The sequence below is a fragment of the Streptomyces sp. NPDC017936 genome, from assembly GCF_044328485.1.
Taxonomy (GTDB): Bacteria; Actinomycetota; Actinomycetes; order Streptomycetales; family Streptomycetaceae; genus Streptomyces.
Map to the genome: position 1 here is coordinate 14,898 of NZ_JBIRHK010000016.1, position 23,142 is coordinate 38,039.

Below are 23,142 nucleotides of genomic sequence, written 5' to 3' on the forward strand. Positions count from 1 at the left end.
CACGCCTGTGCTCACGCGAACACCCGGCACCCTACCGCCCCCTCGTCGCACGAGAAGTCAGTAGGATCACGCGGCGGCCTGCGTCCGCCTGACACGGGGTGGCGGACGGTACGTGTCCGGGGCCGCGCTAAGGAATTGGTGAGCAGTGAGCCACATCGTCGTGAAGCGGCCGCCTCGGTCGCTGCCGTCCGAAGTGCCCACGGGCGAGATCGCCGTACAGCCTCCGCCCGAACTGCCGCGGGGACACCAGGAGAGCGTGCTGATGCAACTCCTGCCGACCCTCGGCATGGGTGGCTCAGTGGTCTTCTTCTTCACGAGCGGTCAGCCGTTCATGCGCATCATGGGCATGGTGATGATCGCCTCGACGATCGCCATGTCCGTCGCGATGGTGATCCGCTTCCGCCGTGGCTCACAAGGGCAGTTGGCGGACCTGCGCCGCGACTACCTCGCCTACCTCGCGCAGACCCGGCGGACCACGGTGGAGACCGCGAAGGCGCAGCGGGACGCGCAGTACTACCTGCACCCCTCCCCCGAGCAGCTGTGGGCGCTGGTCGCCGAGGGCAGCCGGGTGTGGGAACGGCGTCCGGGCGACGAGGACTTCGCCCAGGTCCGCATCGGCCTCGGCGCCCAGTCGCTGGCCACCCCGCTCATCGCCCCCGAGACCGGGCCCATCCAGCAGCTCGAGCCGCTGACGGCGGGTGCCCTGCAGCGCTTCCTCGCCGTCCACGGCACCCTGGACGACCTGCCGATGGCCGTCTCCCTGCGGGCGTTCTACCACGTGACGGTCAGCGGCGAGCCGCAGTCGGTGCGGTCCTCCGTCCGGGCCCTGACCGGTTCGCTCGCCGCGCTGCACTCGCCCGAGGACCTGGTCCTCGTCGTCGCGGCCGGCCGGGACGAACTGGAGCACTGGGAGTGGACCAAGTGGCTGCCGCACGCGCAGGCCCCGGACGCCGTGGACGGCGCGGGCAGCCGCCGGCTGATCGGCAGTGACGTGCGGGAGCTGGAGAACCTGGTCTCCGCCCGGCTCACCGGCCGTCCCCGCTTCCACCCCAACGCGGCACCGCTGCCGGAGGAGCCGCACATCGTCGTCCTCCTCGACGGCGTCTCGCTCGCCCCCGACTCGCTCCTGGCCAACCCGGAGGGCCTGCAGGGCGTGACGGTCCTCGAGGTCGTCCCCGGCGAGCTGACGCGGGCCGGCGGCGACCTCGACATCGTCGTGGAGCCCGGCGCGCTGCGCCTGGAGTCGGGGCACGGCGTGGTCTACGAGGGGACGCCCGACGTCCTGTCGTACGAGTCCGCGGAGGTGCTCGCGCGGCAGCTCGCGCCGCTGCGGATGGCGTCCGGCGGGGACGACGACGAACCGCTGCTGGCCAACCTGGAGTTCACCGACCTGCTGAACCTCGGTGACGCGGCGTCCGTCGACCCGCGGCGCACCTGGCGGCCGCGGTCGCTGGCCGAGCGGCTGCGCGTGCCGATCGGGGTCGGCGAGGACGGCCGGCCCGTCATGCTCGACCTCAAGGAGGCCGCGCAGGAGGGCATGGGACCGCACGGCCTGTGCGTGGGCGCGACCGGCTCCGGCAAGTCCGAGCTGCTGCGCACCCTGGTGCTCGGTCTGGCGGTCACGCACTCCTCCGAGACGCTGAACTTCGTCCTCGCCGACTTCAAGGGCGGCGCGACCTTCGCGGGCATGGCGCAGATGCCGCACGTCGCGGCCGTGATCACCAACCTGGCGGACGACCTGACGCTGGTCGACCGCATGGGCGACTCCATCCGCGGCGAGCTCAACCGCCGGCAGGAGATGCTGCGCGACGCGGGCAACTACGCCAACATCCACGACTACGAGAAGGCGCGGGCGGCGGGCGCGCCCCTGCAGCCCATCCCGTCGCTGGTGCTGGTGATCGACGAGTTCAGCGAACTGCTGACGGCGAAGCCGGACTTCATCGAGATGTTCGTGCAGATCGGCCGCATCGGCCGCTCGCTGGGCGTGCACCTGTTGCTGGCCTCGCAGCGCCTGGAGGAGGGCCGGCTGCGCGGTCTGGAGACGTACCTGTCGTACCGGATCGGTCTGCGGACCTTCTCGGCGGCGGAGTCGCGGGCCGCGCTGGGCGTGCCGGACGCGTACGAGCTGCCCAACGTGCCGGGTTCCGGTTTCCTGAAGTTCGGCACCGACGAAATGGTGCGGTTCAAGGCGGCGTACGTCTCCGGCGTCTACCGTTCGGGTCCGCAGCGGACGGCGCTGGACGGCGGTCCGCTGCCGGTGGACCGGCGGCCGGTGCTGTTCACGGCGGCCGAGGTGCCGGTGCGGTACGCGCAGGTGCCCCGGCAGCGCACGTCCGGGGGCGAGCCGGAGGTCGACGACGCCCTCGCCGACACGGTCCTCGACGTGATCGTGCGCCGGCTGGAGGCGCAGGGCCCGGCGGCCCACCAGGTGTGGCTGCCGCCGCTGGACAGCCCGCCGTCGCTCGACGCGCTGCTGCCGGGGCTCACCGCGGTGCCGGGCCGCGGCCTGACCCAGCCCGGCTACGAGGGCGCGGGCCGTCTGGTCGTGCCCGTCGGCCTGGTGGACAAGCCGTACGAGCAGCGCCGGGACGCCCTCTGGGTGGACTTCTCCGGCGCGGCCGGCCACATGCAGATCCTCGGCGGCCCGCAGTCCGGCAAGTCGACCCTGCTGCGTTCCCTGATCTGCTCCTTCGCCCTGACCCACACGCCGTACGAGGTGCAGTTCTACGGGCTGGACTTCGGTGGCGGCGGCATGGCGGCGGTGGCCGGGCTGCCGCACGTGGGCGGGGTGGCCTCGCGGCTGGACCCGGAGCGGGTGCGGCGCACGGTGGCCGAGGTGTACGGCGTGATGACCCGTCGCGAGGAGTACTTCCGGTCGGCGGGCATCCCGTCGATCGCCGACTTCCGGGCCCGGCGGGCACGCGGCGAGATCTCGGTGACGGACCAGCCCTGGGGCGACGTCTTCCTGGTCATCGACGGCTGGGGCAACTTCCGCGCGGACTACGACGCCCTGGAGCCGGTCGTGCTCGAGATGGCGGCGCGGGGCCTGGGGTACGGCATCCACGTCGTCGTGACGGCCTCGCGCTCCATGGAGGTCCGGGCGAACATGAAGGACCACCTCATGAACCGCCTGGAGCTGCGGCTGGGTGACACCATGGACTCCGAGCTGGACCGCAAGGTCGCCGCGAACATCCCGACGGGTGTGCCGGGCCGGGGCCAGTCCCCGCAGAAGCTGCACTTCATGGCGGCGGTGCCGCGGATCGACGGGCTGGCCTCGGACACGGACCTCGCGGACGCCACGCAGGCGCTGGCGGCGGAGGTCACCCGCCACTGGCAGGCACCGCCCGCTCCCGAAGTACGGCTGCTGCCACGGGAGTTCCCGGCCGCGCAGCTGCCGCCCGGCGACCGCTTCCCGCGACAGGGCGTCGCCTTCGCCCTCGACGAGAACAACCTCGCGCCGGTCTTCGTCGACTTCGAGCAGGACCCGTTCTTCCTCGTCTTCGGCGAGAGCGAGTCGGGCAAGTCGAACCTGCTGCGGCTGCTGATCGAGCAGCTGACGCGGCGCTACTCCGGCGACGAGTGCAAGCTGTTCGTGGTCGACAACCGGCGTTCCCTGCTGGACGTCACCCCGTCGTCCCACCTCGCCGAGTACATCCCGATGTCCAACACCATGGACCACCACATGTCGGCCCTCGCCAACCTGATGCAGCGCCGCACGCCGACCGCCGAGGTGACGGCGCAGCAGCTGCGGGACCGCAGCTGGTGGCAGGGTCCGACGGTGTTCGTCGTCATCGACGACTACGACCTGGTGGCGACGTCGAGCGGCAATCCGCTGGCCGGTCTGACGGAACTGCTGCCGTTCGCCCGGGACGTGGGCGTGCGGTTCATCATCGCCCGCTCGACGGCCGGCGCGAGCCGCGCCTCGTACGAGGCGTTCATGCAGCGCATCAAGGAGCTGGGCGCGCAGGGCGTGGTCCTCGCCGGCGACCCGTCCGAGGGGGACCTGCTCGGCGGGGTCCGGGCGCGGCCGATGCCCGCGGGGCGGGGGATCTTCGTGTCGCGGCGCAGGGGGAAGCCGTTGGTGCAGGTGGGGTTGGTGGGCGACGAGTCGTCCTGAGGCGGCGCCGCCGGGGCTGGGCCTCGGCGGCCGGCCGTCGGTGGGTGGTCGGTGGTGGGCACGCGGGCATGACGAAGGGTGGGCACCTCCCGCGCGTGCCCACCCCGTCGAGCTGTCGTGCCGCTGCGCGTCACATGAAGTAGCTGGCGCCCTTCAGGTCGCCGCCTCGGTAGTCACCGCCGGCGGTGTGGACCAGCTTCGAGATGGTGACCAGCGCCGAGTGGATGCCGCGGGCGTGCGTGTCCCACTGGCCGGCCTTCTTCTGGAACTCGCCGTACGCCTCGCCGCCCCAGCCCTCGGACACCTTGAGCACGGCCTGCTTCAGTGCCTCGAGGTCCTCCTCGAGCTTCTTGGCCTGGTCGCCGAGTTCGGTCGCGAGCGCGTCCATGGTGCCGTACGTGACGGCGAGCTCGTCGTAGTGGACTCCGGACATGGTTCCCTCGTTTCTCTGAAGATGTCAGCCGGACTGCTCAGCCCGGGCGGTGGTCCTACTCGATGGTGCCGACGGCTCGTCAGTAGCTGTTGAGCGCCGAGTGCTTGCCACCGAGATCCTCCACCTGGATCTGCTTGAGGTCGGCCTCGATCTGGTCTTCGAGGTTGCGCTTGTCGGTCTTGTTCATGTGGATGCCCTCGAGGAAGTCGTCGAGCATCTTGCCGATCGCGACCATGTGGCCGTTGATCTCCGTCTGCTTCGCGTTGAACGCGTTGGCGCCCTGGCCCGTCCAGGCCTTCTCGATCATGTCGATCGTGCCCTGCAGCTTCGCGAGCGACTGCCGGATGTTGTCGTAGCGGTCGATGACTTCGGTCTGAAGCTTCTGTACGTCGCCTTCATTGAGCTTGCGGTCGACCATGTCGGCACTCCCTTTCGTGAGAGCTGTGGTGCGTTGGGACAGTGGGGTGACTGTGGTCGGTCGTGGGTGACCGGTCAGTCCGCGTGAGCCGTCATGCTCCTCGTCGTGACCTGATCACCGCGAAGGCGCCGCCGCCGATCGCCAGGACGGCCGCCGCGGCTCCGAGGGCCACCCACATCGTGGTGTCGCCGGACGATTCCGCGTCCGATCCTGCCGCCGAGGTCCGGCCGCCTGAAGTGTCCTCGGGGGCTTGTGACGAGGTTGATGCGGAGGGAGAGGGCGAGGTGTCGCCCGTGACGCCCAGCGCGTTCTCCCTGGCGAGCGGGTCGGTGCCGGCCGCGCCGGGGTCGAAGGCGCTGTTCTCCAGCACCTTCCGGGGACGGATCAGGCCGTAGCCGAGGTACGTGCTCGGGTCGTCCTTCGCCCAGTCGCGCCCGGCGGTGTCGATCAGGCTGGCGAGCACCTGGTGGGCCGTCCAGTCGGGGTGCGCGGACCAGATGAGGGCGGCGGAGGCGGAGGCTATGGCGGTGGCTTGGCTGGTGCCCTGGCTGGTGCAGTAGGAACGGAAGGTGTTGTCACACCAGGTGGGGACATTCAGGCCGGGTGAGGCCAGGTCGACGTAGTTGCCGTGTTCGGAGAACTTGCCAACCTTGCCGGACTTGTCCGAAGCAGCGATACCTACTACGTAGGGGTAGGCGGCGGGGTACCCGATGAAGTTCTTCTTTTCTGCGTCATTACCGGTGGCCGCAATCATCAACTTGCCCTTGGACTGGGCGTACTTGATTGCCGCAAGGTCGTCCGGCCGTATGATGTCCTCGCCGAAGGACATGTTGACGATTTTGACGTCGCTATCGGCAATCGCCCTGATCACTTCTGCCAGCCCTGGGGCTTTCTTCTTATCGGTCTCGTTCTTCATGTCTTTCATGACGAGCCGATAAGGAACAATTTTCGCGTCAGGAGCAAGACCCTTCAGACCGCCGCCTGCACCAGTACCGGCGATCAGTTCGGCCATGCTGGTCCCGTGGCCCTCCCAGTCCTCTGTCGCCTTGTAGCCGACAGCCTCCGGCACCTCGCCAGCAAGTACCTGTCCCTTCAACGAAGGCGTGTTGGGATTGACTCCCGTATCGACAACGGCCACCTTGACGCCCTTGCCGGTGCTCACCTTCCACATCTCGTCGGCCTTCATCGCCGACAGGTACCACTGTTGGGCCTGAACGTCCGCGGCCGCCGCGCTCGGGGCCAGACCCGCCGACAGGACGGCCAAGGCGCCAAGCGCTGAACAGACGGCGGAAACCCGTCTCCCGTTCCGTCTCGCGAAAGGCGCGCTCCACCCACCGCGTCGGCTGCTCCCTGCCACCATGCCTCTGCCTGTCCTCGCTCTTGTCCGGTCAGTCGGTCGACGACGACCCGTCGCGCCGCTCCTCACGGCGCGCACGCGTCTCGCCGGAACGCTGATTGCCTGCGACGCCGCGCGTCACCCCGGGGCCGCCCGGCCCACGTCCGGCATTCCTGGATCCGGTGGCTCGTCCGGTCGGCGCCCCCACCACCCCATCAGGGCTGCCGACGGGGCGTCGAGGTGTCTGTCCCGTACTCGTCGTCGAACCCGGCTTCCCGATCACGCCACGCTGCCCCGGCCTTTCGCCCGCTCCGCGCGAGGTGGGTGCGTTCTGACCACCGATGACTGTGCCCCTCGACACCTTGGAGCCGTTGGTGCCGGGAGTGGTTCCGGTGACAGGGCGCCCACCGACGACACCATCGGCGGTGCGCGCCACGCCGGCGCGGCCGGTAACGGCACGCCCGGGATTCGTGGGTCCCATGCCGGTGACAGGCCCCCGGGGAACACCGGTGGCCTGCCTGGCTGTCGGTCCCGCAGCTTTAGGGACTCCGCCGATCACGCCACGCCCCATGGGGCCGGTCGTACGCCCGGCTGCCTGACCAGGCGTGGCGGCACGTCCCACCGGGCCCATGGGGCCGGTGCCTGTGCGTGCTGCCTGTGCGCCGGGCAGCATTCCACCGGCTCGCCCCTGCCCCGCGGCAGGGGTCCTGGCTGCAGGCACGCCGTTGGTGCCTGAGGCGCGCCCGACCTGACCACGCGGCACAGGTGGTGCCACAACGGGTGCCATCGGACCGGGCGTTACCACCGGGGTGACGTTGGGGCCAGTCGTCGTAGGAGATGTGACGGGCACCGGCCTCACGGTCTCCTGCGGCGGCAATGTACCGACGCTGTCAATCTCTGTGCCGACGTGACGTTCCGGAGACAGGACTGACTCGTTCCCGGACTTGTCGGATGACGGCACGCCCTCCACGTGCGGTCGCGCCACTGCAGAGTCCACTGCGTGGTAGCGGGTAGTCCCCGAGTCCGAATCCCCCACGGCCTGAAGGGTCCCGGTCCTGTGGACCTCCTGATCCTTCTTTGGGTTGTAGCCAGGGGACGCCTCGGGCACCCCCACATCCGGCATCTTCGGGAACACCGGCTCCTCGGCCGACTGCATCGTCCCGGTCGACACCGTGTAGAACGACGCCAGCCGGTACATCTGGTTGATGGCTTCCTGCCGGTGGCCCTCCGCCTTCACGGCCGCCGTGTACTCGTCGTTGCTGTCGACGCGCTTCGCTTCGGGGATGTCGTCGACCGTCTTGGGGTCGGTGCGGCTGTCGCGCGGCGGCATGGACTTGCGCACGGAGGCGAGCCCGGAGCTCGCGGCGAGGACCTGCGTACCCACCGTGTCGGCGTAGGAAGCGAGGTCGTAGGCCGTGCTGACCAGGTCGTTGCCCCAGTCGTAGAACGCGGTGTGGGCCTCGCCCTCCCAGTCGACGTCGACCAGGTTGAGGCTGAGTTCCTCGGCGGCCTTGGTGATCGCGTCGCGGGCGGCGACGAGGGCCGTGCCCGCGGACTCCACGAGCTCCGGGTTCGAGGACTCGACGATGTCGATCATCTCGTTGAGGTCGTAGTCCTCGAAGCTGGTCTTGCCGAAGTGGATACCCCGGTTCGACCCCCAAGGGTTGATGATCTTGGTCATATCCATGACCGCGTCGAGGGTGCCGTTCTGCTGGGCGGCTTCGTCGCGTTCCGGCTTGTACGGGTCCGGCTGCTTCTTGCCCTTGTCGCCGCTCATCAGTACCCCGCGTCCGTCTGGTCGGCCTTGTTGTCGCGCTTGGTCTGCTCGTTCAGCATCTCGTCGCGTTCCTGGTTGACCTCGGCGAGGATCTCGTGGAACCGGTAACGGAGGTCCTCGTCGAGGTTGTCGAAGGTGACGTCCACGCCGTGGACGGCGATCTGCATCGCCTCCAACTGGAGGCCGAGCGACTTGGAGAGCGACGTGATGCGTTCGTGGACGCGCTCGTACTCCAGGTGGAGGGCCTTCGCTTCCGGGAAGTTCCCCATGCCGAACGCGGCCTGCGACAGGCTGTGGTTGCCGACCTTGGACGAGCCACCGGCCGAGTCCTCGAAGTCCTTGAGCAGGTCGTCGACGCGCTTCTTGAAGGCCGAAAGCGCCATAAAGCCACGCCGTACGTCGGCGGCTCCCCCGCCCATGTCTGCAGGAAGCACGAAGCCTTCCCTCCCCGTTGTCCGTTGCCTGTCCCGAGCAGCCCACGGCCCTCATGCGTTCATGACCGCAACACCAACACTTTACTTACTCCCTCCGACAGCCCCAACTGCCCTATGCAACAGTCCCGCTACCGCTGAGAGAAGCTTCACCGGTCCTTCACGGCGCGACGCCGTCTCCCTGCGGTCCGGGTCCGCTGCTCCGCACGCGGCATACCGAGGCGGGCCGCGACGCGGTACAGCCAGGCGCCAGGCGTGTACGGGGCCGGTGGGTTGACCTCCATGCCCAGTTCGGCGACGCCCAGGGCGTAGCAGGAGTTCTCCAGGTGGACGGGGAAGGTGGCATGGACGGCGAAGTCGTGGGGACGGATGGCATCACGTTTGAGGATCACCCGCACGGCCCGTACAGCGACGGATCCGCGTCCGGCCGGCATCATCACCTGCAACGGCGCGCCTCGATGGTCAGACGGGATCCCGTGGACCGGGCGAACCGGCGGTGGACGAGCTGCTCGTTGGCCGTGACGACCTGCCGGGTCACCCACTGGGTGGTCTCGTGGTCGGGGTGGGTCGCTGAGCGTGCGGCGATCATGAGTGGTTCTGGGGACGATGGGACAGAAGCGGGTCGTTCTGCGCTTTCAGTCCTCCCAGAATGCCCAGAAGACTCCGACCTCCGTTGCGGACACGGCTACGAGACCGCAGTCGGTGGTGAAGTCGGACAGGCATTCCCACTCGGCTGCCGGGTTCAGCAGGTCGGCGTCCGGATTGTTCCGCGCCTCCGACGCATTGGTGAAGAACGAGGCGTCGGGGCCGAAACGCGAGAGGATTCTTCGGGAACTTCGCAGGAGCTCGTCCTTGCGATTCTCGAAGTCGGGAATGTTGGCGGCCTGGTACCACTCGCCTTTGAGAGCCACCAGGAGCTGGGCTGCCGACAGCGGGCCTACCTCGAAGAGGCTTGCCGTGAGCTGCTCGGAACTCCACGGCAGGAAGGGAGCTGCCGCTCCGCCGCGGGACTCGGCGGATTCGGGCGCGAAGTCGACGGAGTACCAGCCACGCGGGTCCGAGACCCTGAGTGCCATGACCGATGCCACGTCCCGGTGCCAGTCCTGGTGGTCACGCGGGCCCACCCATGCGAAGCTCCACCCACCGCCGAACAGATCGAGCACCGCAGCCTTCCAGGAGGCCACGGCTTGAGCAACCGATTCCGCCCGCGCCGGCGCGAGTCGCTCCACCGGCTCCGTCACGGAGTGCCGTTCCCCGGAGCGGGCCCGTACTCGGCCGGCGGAGTGCCGAGGCGGGCCGCGACGAGGGACAGCCAGCCGCTGGGGGCGTACGGCGCCGGGATGTCGACCTCCATGCCCAGCTCGGCGACAGCCAGCGCGCAGGCCGATTCCTCCAGGTGCAGGGCGAGCAGCTCGCGCAGTTCGCCGACGAGGCGGGCCACGAGGTGCGGGTCGGTGGTGGTGCGGTAGTCGTCGACGGCGGCGTCGTGGCCGTCGAACTCGTCGGGCATGTCCTGGGAGAACCAGCCACCGAGGAACTGGCTCAGTTCCGGGAAGCGCGCGTTCCACTCCCAGTGGGTGTCGGGGACGGCCGGAGGCGGGACCAGGCCCTCCTCCACACTGCGCCGGATGTGGTCGGCGAGCACGGCCAGCCAGTCCAGGATCTCCGCGTCGGGCAGGCCGACGTCCGGCAGGGCGTAGAACTCCCCCAGCCGGACCCTCAGCCGCCCCGGCGGGTTGCGGGCGTACTCCCTCAGCTGGGTCTCGGCGACGGCGAGCGCCCAAGGGCGGGTGTGCCAGGTGTGCCGCAGGTAGGCGGTGAGGGCCGCGCTCGGCTTTTCCTCGGTGTCGTCGGCCGGCTGACCGGCGTACGCGCGGAGAACCTGGTCCAATTCGCCGTAACGGCGGTCGTGTTCAAGGGGTGTCAGCGCCACTGTGGGTCCACTGCCTTCACAGGTAGACGGGGAAACTGGCGTGCACGGTGAACCCGTGCGCGGCGGACGACTCGCGGCGCAGCACGACCCGGGCGGCGCGTACGTCGATCGCGCCCCGGCCGGCCAGAGCCATCGCCTGGAGCAGCACCCGTCCGACGGGCTCCTCTCGGGAGGGCCATGCCGCCTCGATGGTCAGCCGCTGCCGGGTGGACCGGGCCAGCCAGCGGTGGACGACCTGTTCGTTGCGGGTGACCACATGTCGGGTGGCCCACTGCGCGGTAGCGCGGTCTGGGTAGGTGGCGGTGCGGGTGCGCAAGAGGCTTCTCCATGGTGGGAGGGACGAGGATCGGGGCGGCACGACGGATCACGTCACATCAGCGGCATGACCAGACCATCCCGACCACCGTCTCCGAAACAAGGACCGGTCCGGAGTCGAAGGCGCATGCGAAGAAGGAGTACCAGCCGGAAACCCACTGGTAGTGGTCACGGGTCTCGCTTCCGCGCCCGGTGTTCGCAACCTCGGCCCAGGACCGCTCGTCGGGTTCGGTCATCACCCTCTACTCACTGACATGTCCGTCACCACGCGATGAAGGCCCACACCATCCCGATCTCCGCATCGGAGACGAGGAACAGACCGAGATCCCAGACATGCACGGAGATCGCATTGCAGCCGGAAATCCGCTTGTAGTAGTCGATCTCCGCGCTCTTGCGTCCGGTGTTGGCGTAAAAATGGGACCCCTCAGGAAAACGCGACAGGATGACGTCGGCCTTCGCTTCGAGTCCGGGCCGGCGTTCCTCGAAGTCCTGCTCTTTTTCGACATTGAGCCACGGCGTTGTCAGGGCAACGAGGAACCGCTTGGCGGAGGATCGCGGAATTTCACCGAAATGGGACTTCCACTCGTCCGTCCTAGCGGGGTCGTTCGGTAGCAAGGCGAAGGGGTAGTACGGGTCGTCGAGCCTCTCGAACTCCCCCGTGAGTGAGTCCTTCGTGCGCCATCCGCGGCTGTCTTGGGTGTCTCCGTGCATCAACCTGTTGACGTCGAGTGCCCAGTCCTCGTGCTCTCTGTTTGTCACCTTGGCGATGCTGTACCGGCGCGCGTACATCTCGATCGCCCCGGCCCACGACCGCTCATCAAGTTCGACCATCGGATCATCCTCACACATCACTGGGGCATGGACGTCAGGACGACGAACGGCGGGTCCAGGTTCGGTTCGTACTTGAGTACCGTCAAAACGCCATGAGCGTCCTTCGGCGACGTCGGATGATTGTTGACGACCGGCGCCGTACGCCCGGTCACGACCGGCGCTCCCACGCTTCCGTCGGTGACCGATGGAACGCTGAATTCCTCCTTGAGGGGAGTCGGCGGATTTCCCTGAAGCCACTTGTCGATCTCTGCCGAATTGGCCCGGATATTGTACTGCGTGTATTTCTGGGCCGAATCCAGGTCGGTGAACGATGAAGCAGCGGGAATCTGTGGCTCACCCGCCCCGGTCGACTCGTCCCGCAACCGCTGCGTCAGCTGCGCGTCCGTCAGACCGACATGCTTGTCGACGCTGTGCCCACCGTACAGTTCCTCCTCCGTGGCCAGATCGATGGAGTACTTGTACGGGATCCGGCTTTCCGGCCGCTGCCAGCTGTGCTCCTTCTTGAAATCGTTCAGGGTGCGCGCCGTACGCCGCCGCGCGTGCCGCCTCCGCGCGGAACGTCGGCACGCTGAGGATCGCCTCGTCCAGTTCGGGCTTCAGCCCGTTCAGCTTGGTGGCGGCTTCACTGAAGGCCTGGTGGTACGCCTCGACCGCCTTGTCGGCGGCCGCCTTGTCCATGTGGGAGCGGAACGTCAGCACGATCTCGCCGAACGCCATGGTCGCCGCGAGCCGGGTCAACTCGAAAAGGTCGAGGCCCGTCGTCAGGTCCCTGACCGTCGCTTTCGTGGCGTCGACGGCGAGCTGCGTGGTCTTGTCCGCGGTTTCGTTGCGGACGTCGGCCAGGTGATTGAGGGTGTTCTTGATCGCGGTCGCGGTCTCCTGGAGGATGTCGATGATGGGCCGCCGCTTGGCGGGCGCGACCTTGCGATCGGTCTTCCAGAGACGACCTATGGGAACCCGGTTCATCTGGGAGTCGTAGGTCCGGCCCCATTCGGTGGTGCCCCAGATGGTCTGGCAGAACGCCTTCATCGCGCCCTGCCACTCGTCGTTGCCCTTGTTGTCGGTGACGAACTTGATGGCCTTGTTGAAGTTGTCCGACGCGGCCTTCGCGGCCTTCTCGGCCGCTTCCCAGGCGGTGGCCATGGCCTTGAGTTCGTCGTCCCTGGCACCTGGGGTGATCTCGTGCATTTTGCCGAGCCTGAGGCCGTGCTCGATCGCCGGCCGGATGACGTCGGCGAGGAAATCAGGGATCTCGCCGAGGACCCCGGAGATGGCCCAGGAGTCCGCGTCCTCGCCGGTACCGGTCCACTTGATGTCGTTGACCGGACCGTACGCGGGCACGTTCTCGATGACGGCGGGCGGCTGTTTCTCGACGGGCGGCGGGCCGTACATCCGGCGGGCCTGCCAGTCGGCCTGGACGTACTTGTTCGTCGTGTCCGTCAGACCGACGGCGACCCCGCCCACGCTGACCACGCTCTTCGCCCAGAGCTCCGGGAACTTCTCGTTGATGGTCCTGTACGCCGCGGAGAACTCGTCCGCGCCCCAGCCGGCTCCCGCCGACTGGCTGTAGTCGTTCAGCACGTCGACCAGTGCCCGGGCACCCTTGTCGTGGTCGAACTGCCCGTCACGCACCACCAGAGCGGTGTAGTACATGTGCTGCGGCTGTACGTCGAACCCACCGCCGCTCGTCTTGGGCGAACGGGTGCGGGCGGCCGCGGCTTCCTTCGCGCGTTCCTCGTCCGAGGGCAGTTTCTCCGCCGTCAGGCGCCGCCCCAGCTCCGCAGCACCGCGAGGTGCGCGGCCGCGTAGCCACTGTGGCCGGTGGTCACCACCTCGTGCAGCCACTTCCGGGCCGCCAGCAGGTCCTGCGCCGAGCGGTCCCATTCGTCGAGCTTGTCGATGAAGACCTCCCGGGTCTCCCCCTCCCAGGACAGCACCACCGGCTCCACGCGGTCGTACAGGGCGTCCATCTTCTCGTTGAGCTTCTTGAGGATGTCCTCCAGTTCGCCGGCCAACTCCTGCAAGGCGGCGAAGGAAACGGAAATGTATTCGTCGGGTTCAGCACCGGTCGACATGTTCCCCCTGTCTTCGTCGTCTTCGTCTCGGCAACTGCGGTTCCGGGCCGGGCTGCAGGTCGTCGAGGCTGCTGCGGGGTGCCGGTGCGTCGGTGTTAGGCGTCGACAGTCTGTCGACCTCGCTTTCGACGTCCACCTGGATCTGCCTCATCCGGGCGAGGACGTCGAGGTCGTCCTGGGAGAAGCCGTCGCGGCTCAGCCGTACGGCCTCCTCCAGGAGCTTCATCACTTCGCGGATGCGTACGGCGTCCTCCGCTGCCGCCCGGTGGAAGTCGCGGTACACGGAGGCCGCCGGCCCTTGCCAACCCGCCTCGACCCGGTCGACGGTCTCGTCCATGCGCCGCACCTGTTCGTCCAGGTGATCCTGCATGTCGCCGAGATCGTCAGCGAGTTTGGTGAGGTCCTGCGCGGACACCCGCAGATCGGTGCCGCTGCCCTTTCCCGAGCCCGCTCCGGGAACCCCCATGCTGCGCCTCCCTCCCTCGTCGCATCTGCATCACAAGCCTCTTGTCAGCGCGATGACTTCAGAGACCGACGGCCGACGCACGCGGCAAGTCGACCTGTCGGACCGGGAGACGACCGTCGTCTACTCCGCCCCCGCCACCCTCCGCGCCCGCCGTCGCGCGTCGCGGATCGCGACCGCGGTGCCGCCGAGGCCGGCGGCGAGGACCGCCGCGGCCACCGTGGCGTACGTGGCGAGGCGGGCGTTGCGTTCGTCGGGGGTCTCGCCGACCTGGAACTCGGCGGCGGTGGGGGCCTCGGCGCGGGAGAGGCCCTCGCGCGGGCTCGGGGACTCGAGGGGGCGGTCGTCCTCCGTGAGGGCGCGGACGGGGTCGACCACGCCCCAGCCGACCAGGCGGTCGTGGCCGGCGATCGTGCGTTCCGCCGTCTGCTCGATCTGGGCGACGATCTGACGGGCCGTCCACTCCGGGTGCCTGGCCTTGAGCAGCGCGGCGACGCCCGCGACGTACGGCGCGGAGAAGCTCGTCCCGTTGTCGGAGCAGTGGCCGCCCTGCGGGACCGTGGAGATCATGTCGACGCCGGGGGCGGCCACGCCGACGAAGTCGCCGGACTGGGAGAAGGCGGCGCGTTCGTTGTTGCGGTCGGAGGCGGCGACCGCGAGGACGCCGTCGTAGGAGGCCGGGTACGTCTCCTTGACGTTGCCGCCGAGGCCGTCGTTGCCGGCCGACGCCACCACCACGATCTTCCGGGCGAGGGCCTCGTCGATCGCCTTCTCCAGGTCGTCGGACGGCTTCACCGCGTTCGAGGTGTCCTGGGAGATGTTGATGACCCCGGCCTTCGCCTGGATCGCGTACCGGATCGCCGCGGCCAGGGTGTCGGTGGTGCCGTGGCCCTCGGCGTCGTTCTGCTGGATGGGGATGATCGTCGCCTCGGGGGCCAGGCCGACGAAACCGGTTCCCTCGGCGGGGCGGGCCGCGATGATGCCGGCGACCTTGGTGCCGTGGCCGACGGTGTCCGTCGTGCCGTTCTCCTTGCCCCGCTCGATCGGGTCGCCGTCCTCGTCCTTGAGGTTCTTCGGCAGGAGGTTGCGGCCGCTCTTCGCGTCGACCGCGGCGGTGAGCTGCGGGTTCTTCACGTCCACGCCCGTGTCGATGACGGCCACGCGGACCCCCTTGCCCTTGGACCGGCTCCACAGCTCGTCCAGGAGGACGCGCTGGAGGGACCAGGGGCGGCCCGGGTACAGGCCGTTGGGGAACTCGCACTGGTCCGAGTAGGGCAACGTGTCCGCGGCGGTCGCGGGGGGCACGAGGACCGTGGCCGTCGTCAGCAGGGCGGCGGCCGCCACCAGCGTCGTACGAAGCACTGCCGTCCCCCTCCTCACGATCCCTGCGGCTGGCGGGCCGCGGCCGTCGACAGACGCGGGCCCGTCGGCAGGAACTCCGACCAGGCGGCGGGGATCGGCGCCGGGTCCACGTCCTTGTAGCCGAGGCGCGTCTGGGCCTGCTGGGCCTCCCGCTGGAGCTGCTCGCGCTCCTCGGCCGTCGTGCCGATGCCCGCGTCGTCCGTGGCGCTGTCGGCGTTGGACTGCAGGACGTAGCGCAGGCCCGTGTCGGTGACGAGGAATACGGGACCGGTCCTGGTGTCCTCGCCCTGGAACTGGCGGTAGAGCTGGCCGGAGCCCGGCGTGACGTAGGCGCTGGAGGACCCGGCGGGCAGCTTCTCGGGGAAGTCCGTGCCCGCCCAGGTGCTCAGGGTCGTGGCGCCGGTGTCGGCGTTCACTCCGCGCAGGACGGTGCAGACGGTGCTGCGGCTTCCGGAGGCCGCCGAGGCGTCGTTGACGGGCGTGGGGTCCCCGGCCGGCCAGTCGTGCTCGGTGCCGAACGGCTCGCCCGGCACGATCGCGCCCGGGCTGACCTCGCGGGCCTGACCGGCCTGGCCCAGCGGGGCCAGCTCCTCGCTGAACAGCAGGAGCTGGGCGACGAACGCGGAGACGGGGGCGACCCGGCCGGGCAGCACCACGTAGTACTGCTCCGCGTTGTTGTCGAACGCCTTGATCACCATGCCGACCCTGTCGGTCGAGTCGTCCAGCCGACCCGGCGCGCCGGCCGCGGCGCCCGGCTGCCCGGTGATGTCCGGGAAGGTGATCGCGTCGCCCCGGTGCAGGGTCGCCAGCCACTCCGCGGACACCCGCTGCGGCTGCCGGTTGGAGCCGACCACGGCGCGCAGCAGCAGTTCGTCGCCCTTGTCGATCGGGTACGCCGTGCCGTCCGCGTCGACGACGTGGCGCTTGCCGTCCGGATCCTCCACGTACAGCAACTGGCCGCCCCTCAGGCGCCCCTTGCCGTCGGTCGCCTTCATGTCACGGGCGGAGAGGACGAGTGCGGCCTTCTGCACGGAGTCGCCGCCCGCGCCGGGACGCTCGCAGACCGCCCACCGCTTCGCGGTGCCCGCCTCGGACGCCGAGGGCAGGCGGTCGGGCGCGTACGGGATGCCGATGGTGACGCCGTGCGGGATCTCGCCGTTGTCGAGGACGGACTCGGCGACGGTGACGACGTCGCCCCCGCCGTCGGCGAGGAGCAGTTTCGCCGAGGCCATGTTGAGGACGGGGTGGAGCTGGACCTGGCCGTCGGTCTTCAGCACGACGTAGCGCGTGGTCGACTTGCTGGCCACGATCACCTTGGCGTTGGGTTCGTCCCACCCCTTCGGCGCGGTCGGCTTGAACATGCCCCACGCCCCGAAGACCGCCATGACGACGACCCCGACGATGACTCCGGGCAGGATCGCGCGCAACGGTCGCGGGGCGCCCTCCTCCGACCCGTCGGGCGACGACTGCAGGAAGGCCGCGAGCATACGGCGCTTCGCGAAGGTGTAGGCATTGAGCTGATCGCGCCGGGATGCCATCTGTCTCTGTCTCTCCCCGTTTTCCGTCCTGGCCGCACTCGCGGGGCCGCGGTCCCCCGCCCCCGATGTCAGAGCGGCCCCCTACTATGCCTGGTATCCGCCGGGGCTCGGGGAGCGGGTAGGGTTCCCGGGCCGTCAAGTGCCCTGTGCGGTGCTGGAACGCGGCCGAGTCGTGAGCAGAACGGGGGGATGGAGTGATGGCTTCGGGAACGCGCGAACGCTCCGGTGGCCGATCGCGGACGCGGGGCTCCTCGGCGTCCCGGCCGGCGGAGCCGCAGCGGTCGGCGACGCCGGGCGCGCTCCACCTCAAGGCGCGTTCGGGGCAGGCCGGGGTGTTCCGGCTGCAACGCCTCGTCCTGTGGGAGATCGCCGCCGCCGTCCTGCTCGTCGGCTGGGTGATCGGCCCGGTGGGCCTCGCGGTGGCGGGTGTCGTCGCCGTGGTGCTGGTGGTGCTCTCCGTCGCGCGCCGTCGCGGTCGTTCCCTGCCCGAATGGCTGTCCACGGCACGGAGGTTGAAGGTCCGGCAGCGGCTGGCCGAGAGACTGGAGATACCTCCCGGGACCGAACCGGGCTTCGGCCCGGCCCTGGAGTGCGACCCGAGCCTGCGGACGTACACGTACGGCGGCCGTGACCGGCGGCCCGTCGGGATCGTCGGGGACGGCACCTTCGTCACCGCCGTCCTCCTGGTGGAGGCGGACGCGACCGCGCTGCGCGCCGAACGCGACCGGCAGCCGCTGCCGCTCGCCCTGGTGCGGGACGCGCTCGACGTGGACGGCATCCGTCTGGAGTCCGCGCAGATCGTGCTGCACACCCAGCCCGCGCCCGCGCTGCACCTGCCCCCGCAGTCCGTGGCCGTGTCCAACTACGCGCCCCTGCAGGAGCAGACCGGCGCTCCGGCCGTGCGCATCACCTGGATCGCGCTCAAGCTGGACCCCGAGCTGTGCCCGGAGGCCGTGGCCGTGCGCGGGGGCGGTCTGCTCGGCGCGCAGAGGTGTGTGGTGCGGGCCGCCGACCACCTCGCGAGCCGGCTCACCGGGGCCGGTTTCCGCGCGACCGTCCTGAACGAGGAGCAGCTGACGGCCGCCGTCGCCACGTCGGCCTGCGCCAACCCGCTGGTGACGGCCGAGGCCGGACGGACCGGGACGCTGGAGCGGCGGACCGAGGAGTCGGGCCGCAGCTGGCGCTGCGACAACCGCCGGCACACGACGTACTGGCTGCGCCGGTGGCCGCCGCTGGGCGGCGGCGACGGCCCGTCGCTTCCGCAGTTCGTCGCCCTGGTGACCGCCGTCCCGGCGCTCGCCACGACGTTCAGTGTCACCCTCGCGCGCGGTGACCGGCAGGAGGTGTCCCTGACCGGGCACATCCGGGTGACGGGACGCAGCGACGACGAACTCGTGGCGGCCCGTCGCGCGGTGCAGGGCGCGGCCCGGCACACCGGTGCGGCGCTCGCCCGCCTCGACCGCGAACAGGTACCCGGCATGCTGGCCACGCTGCCCCTCGGAGGTGTCCGATGACGACGACCCGTGCGGCCGCCGCCGGCGGCCCCCGGTCCTCCGGCGACCAGCGGGCGCGCCGGTCGCCGCGCAGCGGCTTCGGCCTGCTCGGTCCGCGGCACGGACGGCACTCCGTGACCGTGGAGCAACTGGAGTCGCTGGCACTGCCGATCGGTGACGACGGCGTCGTCATCGGCGCCGACGCCGAGGGCAGGCCCGCCGTGCTCGGGCTCAACCGGCCCAGCCCGTACGACGTCGTGCTCATCGGAGGCCTGTGGACCACTCAGGTCCTCGCGCTGAGGGCGGCGGCGACCGGAGCGCGCGTGGCCGTGGAGACCGGGCGGCCGCAGGCCTGGGAGCAGATGGTGCACGCCATGGGCGGCGGGCAGAACGGACTGGCGGTGTACGACGTCGGCCGGGTCCCCCCGCAGGGCGCCTCGGCGGGCACGCCCGTGCTGGTGGTGCGCGACTGCGGGATGCGGCCACCGCGCGGACGCGTCGCCTCCGGGCCCTGGCAGGCCGTGTTGACGCTGCTGCCGTACCTCAGCCCGGTCGCCCCGCGGCTGGTCCGGCAGGCCCGGCTCGTCGGCGTCCAGCGCATCTCGCCGGACGAGGCCGCGGAGCTGGGACGCGTCATGGCCCTGCCGCGGGAGAGCATCGAGTCCCTCCCCGGACTCGCCGACGGCCTCACCCTGTGGTGCGCCGACCGGGACCGGCAGTACGTGATGACGCAGCCGACCGACGCGGAGGTCGGGTTGCTGGGGACACCGCGGCGGATGGACTGAGACGGTCCTCCTCGGGGCGCGGAGAGCGGGTGCGCCTCACGTCCCTTTCGCCGTACGGGGGTTGCCGTTCCGTGACAACTCCCCCATGGCACGCCCGTTTTCCCGGGACATGACGGACATGTACGTCGCCGCCGTGGGGCAAGTGCCGTGACAGGCAGGTGCGGAGAGGTGGGCGGGACTGCCGGGGCGGAGCACCTGATGATTAGGCTGGTGCGGGGCGGCGATGCCGGAAGCCGTGGAGCGGGCGTCGACGTCTCCGGGGGGAAGGTCGGCGGTTCGGACGGCCCAGGACCGCCTCGGACCACTTCGGACGACAAGCAACGGTCGCCCCGGCACGGCATGAGGGTGCTCGACCACACCAGGAGGAACTGTGAGCAGCGATCGGGACGGGATGCGCGGGGGCTGGGCGACACCCGGCGATGACCAGCCCGACGCGGAATCCGCCATCGAGACGACGGGCGAGTTCACCATCGACTACGCGCCGCCCGCTTGGTACACGCAGAACGCCGGCGGGTCGGGCTCGGGTTCCGGTGCGGGGACGGCTCCGGGTTCCGGACCGGCCCCGGACGGGGGCGCCGAAGCGGATCCCCGGTCGTCGGGGACGCCGGCGGTCCCGGAGGTTCCGGGTGTCCCGGCGGTGCCCGGTGTGCCGAGCGCTCCCGGGGTTCCGGGCGTTCCGGAGGTGCCTGGTACGCCGGTTGCTCCAGGTGTGCCGGGTGTGCCGGGTGGGGGCTTCCCGGTCGGCGGGGCCGTTCCGGGGACCGCTCCCTCCGCCCCCGCGAGCGGTGGGCCCGGGACGCCGTTCCCGCCTCCGCCGGCGCCTCCCGGACCCGGGGCGCCGTACACGCCGCCCGCTCCTCCGGCTCCCGCCGCGGGGGCGCCTTTCACTCCGCCCGCGCCCCCTGCGCCTCCCGCGCCTCCCGCGCCTCCCGCCGGAGAGCCGGTCGCCGTGCCGAGGCTGCCCGAGGACAGCGGGTTCGAGCCGGCCCCGGCCGCCGAGGAGCAGGACGACTCCGCGAACGGGGACATCGAGAGCGGCGCCACCATGCGTTTCTCCGCGGTCGCGCTCAAGCGCCAGATCGCGGAGCAGGCGGCCTCGGCAGGGTCCGGGACCGATGAGGAAGGGGCTCCGCCGCGTGCCGAGTCGCCGGAGGACGCCACGGCCGACGCCGCCGCGGACACCGGCGCCCCCTCGGACGGCGGCGAGGGTGACGGCGAGGGTGACGGCGCGACGGCGGGTGCGTCCGCCGAGGATGACGGCGCGAGCGAGCCCGCCGTGCCCGCGGAGAGCGGGAACGGGGCCGGGGCCGGGGCCGTCAGCGAGACCGGCGTCGCCGACGCAGAGGATTCCGAGGTCTCCGAGCACCACGCTCAGGACTCCGCTCCGGCGGCACCGCGTTCCGAGGTGACCGCGTCCGAGGACGCGGAGACCACGGCGACCGCGCGGGACGCGGACCCGACCGAGGACGCGGAGCCGCAGGACGCCGTACCCGTTCCGGCGGACGCCGGCACGCAGGACGCCTCCGCGGACGACCGGCCCGTGGACGACCGGCCCGTGGACGATGCGCCGACGGCCGCGCCACAGGACGCCGTACCCCCGGCTCCGCCCGCCTGGACTCCCCCGCCGGCCCCGCAGGACGGCGTGCCGCCGCTGCCCCCGTCGTACCAGCCCGCGGCACCCGCCCCGGCGGCCCAGTGGCCCGCCCAGCCGCAGCCGCAGCCGTACCCGCAGCCGGCGGACCCCGCGGCAGCAGCGGCGGCTCCGCAGCCGTCCGCGCCGCCCGCCTGGAACCCGCCCGCGCCCGCACCGCAGCCGGGGTACGGCTTCCCCCAGCCCCCCGCGCCTCCCGCGCAGCCCCCGGCGGCCGCCGGCGCCCCGGCCGGCTACGGCTTCCCGCAGCCCCCCGCGCCCCACGCCCCCGCCGGGTACGGCTTCCCCCAGCCCCCCGCCTCCCCGGCTCCCACGCCCCCCGCCACGCCCGGCGGTTACGGCTTCCCGCAGCCGCCCGCGCCGCAGGCACCACAGGCACAGGCACCACAGGCACAGGCACCGCAGCCGCAGGCGCCCGAAGCGCCGCAGGCTCCGCAGCCGCAGCCGGGCATCCCGCCGCAGGCCGACGGACGGACCGGCCCCACCGGGCCCGGCGCTTACGGCTTCCCGCAGTCCCCGGCCCCGGCGGCGCCCCCGTCGGCGCCCCAGCCCCCGCACGCGCCCCAGGACTCGCAGGTCCCGCAGCCCCCGCAGGCCGCCCACGCCCCGCAGGTCCCGCAGCCCCCGCAGGCCGCCCACGCCCCGCAGCCCCCGCAGGCTCCCCAGCCGCCCGTGGACCCGCGGGCCGGTGCCGCCTGGCCCCAGCCGATCCAGCACGACCAGCGGCAGCCGGTCAACCCGGGTGTGGCCCCGCTGGGTTACACCGCGGCCGTGGAGCTGTCCTCGGACCGGCTGCTCAACAACAAGAGGCAGAAGGCGAAGAGCAGCCGTCCGGCGGCCGGCGGCGGCCGGTTCAAGCTGGGCGGGAAGAAGGAAGAGGCCGAGCGGCAGCGCAAGCTGGAACTGATCCGCACGCCCGTGCTGTCCTGCTACCGCATCGCCGTCATCAGCCTCAAGGGCGGCGTCGGCAAGACGACGACCACCACCGCGCTCGGCTCGACGCTCGCCACCGAGCGGCAGGACAAGATCCTCGCGATCGACGCCAACCCGGACGCCGGCACCCTGGGCCGCCGGGTGCGGCGCGAGACCGGGGCCACCATCCGCGACCTGGTCCAGGCGATCCCGTACCTCAACTCGTACATGGACATCCGGCGGTTCACCTCCCAGGCCCCCTCCGGCCTGGAGATCATCGCCAACGACGTCGACCCGGCCGTCTCTACGACCTTCAACGACGAGGACTACCGGCGCGCGATCGACGTGCTCGGCAAGCAGTACCCGATCATCCTGACCGACTCGGGCACGGGCCTGCTCTACAGCGCCATGCGCGGGGTGCTCGACCTCGCCGACCAGCTCATCATCATCTCGACGCCGTCGGTCGACGGCGCGTCCAGCGCCAGTACGACGCTGGACTGGCTGTCCGCGCACGGGTACGCCGAACTGGTCTCCCGGTCCATCACCGTCATCTCGGGTGTCCGCGAGACCGGCAAGATGATCAAGGTCGAGGACATCGTCGCGCACTTCGAGACCCGGTGCCGGGGCGTGATCGTCGTGCCCTTCGACGAGCACCTCGCCGCCGGTGCCGAGGTCGACCTCGACATGATGCGGCCGAAGGTGCGGGAGGCGTACTTCAACCTCGCGGCCATGGTCGCGGAGGACTTCGTCCGCCACCAGCAGATGCACGGCCTGTGGACCAACGACGGCAACCCGCCGCCGGTCGCCGCCCCGCCCCTGCCGGGCCAGCCCCTGCCGGCCCAGCCGCACCCCGGCCAGCCGTACCCGGGCCAGCCCGTCCCCGGCCAGCCCTACCCGCCCCAGCCCGGCCAGTCCTACCCGCCCCAGCCGGGGCAGCCGGGGCAGCCGTATCCCCCGCAGGCAGGACAACCGTACCCGCAGCCGGGCCCGCCGCCGCATCCGCAGGGCCGGCCGCAGATGCCGCAGCAGGGCCAGCCCTACCCGCAGCACCCCCAGCAGCCGCAGCCCGGTTTCCCGCCCGCCGGACCACCGCAGCCCTAGCATCCACCGACGCGACACGAGCGGTTGCGTCACACACCTCGTGAGGCCCGTGCCGAACCCGGCACGGGCCCCACTCCCCGTCACGGAAATGCGGAGGTTCGCGGCACGAGCGGCGTCCTCTCCCCTACGATGCCGACCGACGCGGCCGTGAACGGGCGCGCGCCGCACGGA

21 protein-coding genes and 1 pseudogene are annotated in these 23,142 nt (G+C 71.0%); 4 read left to right on the forward strand and 18 right to left on the reverse strand.

Annotated elements, in window-relative coordinates; genetic code table 11:
- Positions 1-145: 145 nt before the first annotated feature.
- The gene (gene eccCa / locus ACH4F6_RS29165) at positions 146-4,117 is read left to right on the forward strand and encodes a type VII secretion protein EccCa (protein ID WP_397963362.1); all 3,972 of its coding nucleotides are present in this window, start codon (positions 146-148) and stop codon (positions 4,115-4,117) included.
- 130 nt (positions 4,118-4,247) lie between these two features.
- On the opposite strand, the gene ACH4F6_RS29170 is transcribed toward eccCa, so the two are convergent.
- From ACH4F6_RS29170 to eccB, 18 genes and pseudogenes are all read right to left on the reverse strand, one after another.
- A complete protein-coding gene (locus tag ACH4F6_RS29170; protein ID WP_397963363.1) occupies positions 4,248-4,550 on the reverse strand; it encodes a WXG100 family type VII secretion target in 303 nt (100 codons plus the stop codon).
- Positions 4,551-4,629: 79 nt separating this feature from the next.
- Positions 4,630-4,968 (reverse strand): WXG100 family type VII secretion target, encoded by a 339-nt coding sequence (locus tag ACH4F6_RS29175; protein ID WP_397963364.1) that lies wholly within the window; start codon positions 4,966-4,968, stop codon positions 4,630-4,632.
- Between the two features lie 91 nt (positions 4,969-5,059).
- On the reverse strand, positions 5,060-6,232 hold the full coding sequence (locus tag ACH4F6_RS29180) for a S8 family serine peptidase (RefSeq protein ID WP_397963365.1): 1,173 nt from the start codon (positions 6,230-6,232) through the stop codon (positions 5,060-5,062).
- 124 nt (positions 6,233-6,356) lie between these two features.
- Complete coding sequence (locus tag ACH4F6_RS29185) at positions 6,357-8,081, reverse strand: hypothetical protein (RefSeq protein ID WP_397963366.1); 1,725 nt, start codon at positions 8,079-8,081, stop codon at positions 6,357-6,359.
- Entirely contained in the window at positions 8,081-8,464 is a 384-nt protein-coding gene (locus ACH4F6_RS29190) for a hypothetical protein (protein ID WP_397963367.1), read from the reverse strand. The genes ACH4F6_RS29185 and ACH4F6_RS29190 overlap by 1 nt, the downstream gene beginning before the upstream one ends.
- Positions 8,465-8,661: 197 nt before the next feature.
- On the reverse strand, positions 8,662-8,904 hold the full coding sequence (locus tag ACH4F6_RS29195; protein ID WP_397963368.1) for a hypothetical protein: 243 nt from the start codon (positions 8,902-8,904) through the stop codon (positions 8,662-8,664).
- Between the two features lie 44 nt (positions 8,905-8,948).
- Complete coding sequence (locus tag ACH4F6_RS29200; RefSeq protein ID WP_397963369.1) at positions 8,949-9,101, reverse strand: hypothetical protein; 153 nt, start codon at positions 9,099-9,101, stop codon at positions 8,949-8,951.
- A gap of 46 nt (positions 9,102-9,147) precedes the next feature.
- Positions 9,148-9,753, reverse strand: a complete 606-nt coding sequence (locus ACH4F6_RS29205) for a hypothetical protein (protein ID WP_397963370.1) — start codon at positions 9,751-9,753, stop codon at positions 9,148-9,150.
- A complete protein-coding gene (locus ACH4F6_RS29210) occupies positions 9,750-10,445 on the reverse strand; it encodes a contact-dependent growth inhibition system immunity protein (RefSeq protein WP_397963371.1) in 696 nt (231 codons plus the stop codon). The genes ACH4F6_RS29205 and ACH4F6_RS29210 overlap by 4 nt, the downstream gene beginning before the upstream one ends.
- A gap of 16 nt (positions 10,446-10,461) precedes the next feature.
- Complete coding sequence (locus ACH4F6_RS29215; protein ID WP_397963372.1) at positions 10,462-10,761, reverse strand: RNase A-like domain-containing protein; 300 nt, start codon at positions 10,759-10,761, stop codon at positions 10,462-10,464.
- Between the two features lie 58 nt (positions 10,762-10,819).
- Complete coding sequence (locus tag ACH4F6_RS29220) at positions 10,820-10,996, reverse strand: hypothetical protein (RefSeq protein ID WP_397963373.1); 177 nt, start codon at positions 10,994-10,996, stop codon at positions 10,820-10,822.
- 25 nt (positions 10,997-11,021) lie between these two features.
- Positions 11,022-11,591, reverse strand: a complete 570-nt coding sequence (locus tag ACH4F6_RS29225; RefSeq protein ID WP_397963374.1) for a hypothetical protein — start codon at positions 11,589-11,591, stop codon at positions 11,022-11,024.
- 17 nt (positions 11,592-11,608) lie between these two features.
- Positions 11,609-11,953, reverse strand: a complete 345-nt coding sequence (locus ACH4F6_RS29230) for an RNase A-like domain-containing protein (RefSeq protein WP_397963375.1) — start codon at positions 11,951-11,953, stop codon at positions 11,609-11,611.
- A complete protein-coding gene (locus ACH4F6_RS29235; protein ID WP_397963376.1) occupies positions 11,925-13,244 on the reverse strand; it encodes a hypothetical protein in 1,320 nt (439 codons plus the stop codon). Before ACH4F6_RS29235 ends, ACH4F6_RS29230 begins: the two co-directional genes overlap by 29 nt.
- Before the next feature lie 107 nt (positions 13,245-13,351).
- Entirely contained in the window at positions 13,352-13,666 is a 315-nt protein-coding gene (locus tag ACH4F6_RS29240) for a WXG100 family type VII secretion target (protein WP_397963377.1), read from the reverse strand.
- A 58-nt stretch (positions 13,667-13,724) separates the two neighbouring features.
- A pseudogene (locus ACH4F6_RS29245) lies at positions 13,725-14,132 on the reverse strand (WXG100 family type VII secretion target); the annotation flags it as partial.
- A gap of 120 nt (positions 14,133-14,252) precedes the next feature.
- Entirely contained in the window at positions 14,253-15,491 is a 1,239-nt protein-coding gene (gene mycP, locus ACH4F6_RS29250; protein WP_397963378.1) for a type VII secretion-associated serine protease mycosin, read from the reverse strand.
- A 14-nt stretch (positions 15,492-15,505) separates the two neighbouring features.
- Positions 15,506-17,029 (reverse strand): type VII secretion protein EccB, encoded by a 1,524-nt coding sequence (gene eccB / locus ACH4F6_RS29255; protein WP_397963379.1) that lies wholly within the window; start codon positions 17,027-17,029, stop codon positions 15,506-15,508.
- A gap of 197 nt (positions 17,030-17,226) precedes the next feature.
- Between eccB and eccE the strand changes: the two genes are divergently transcribed.
- The 3 genes from eccE (at position 17,227) to ACH4F6_RS29270 (ending at position 22,971) form a co-directional block, all read left to right on the forward strand.
- Complete coding sequence (eccE, locus tag ACH4F6_RS29260) at positions 17,227-18,543, forward strand: type VII secretion protein EccE (protein WP_397963380.1); 1,317 nt, start codon at positions 17,227-17,229, stop codon at positions 18,541-18,543.
- Positions 18,540-19,307, forward strand: a complete 768-nt coding sequence (locus ACH4F6_RS29265; protein ID WP_397963381.1) for a hypothetical protein — start codon at positions 18,540-18,542, stop codon at positions 19,305-19,307. Before eccE ends, ACH4F6_RS29265 begins: the two co-directional genes overlap by 4 nt.
- A 370-nt stretch (positions 19,308-19,677) precedes the next feature.
- Complete coding sequence (locus ACH4F6_RS29270; RefSeq protein WP_397963382.1) at positions 19,678-22,971, forward strand: SCO5717 family growth-regulating ATPase; 3,294 nt, start codon at positions 19,678-19,680, stop codon at positions 22,969-22,971.
- The last annotated feature ends 171 nt before the right edge of the window (positions 22,972-23,142 follow it).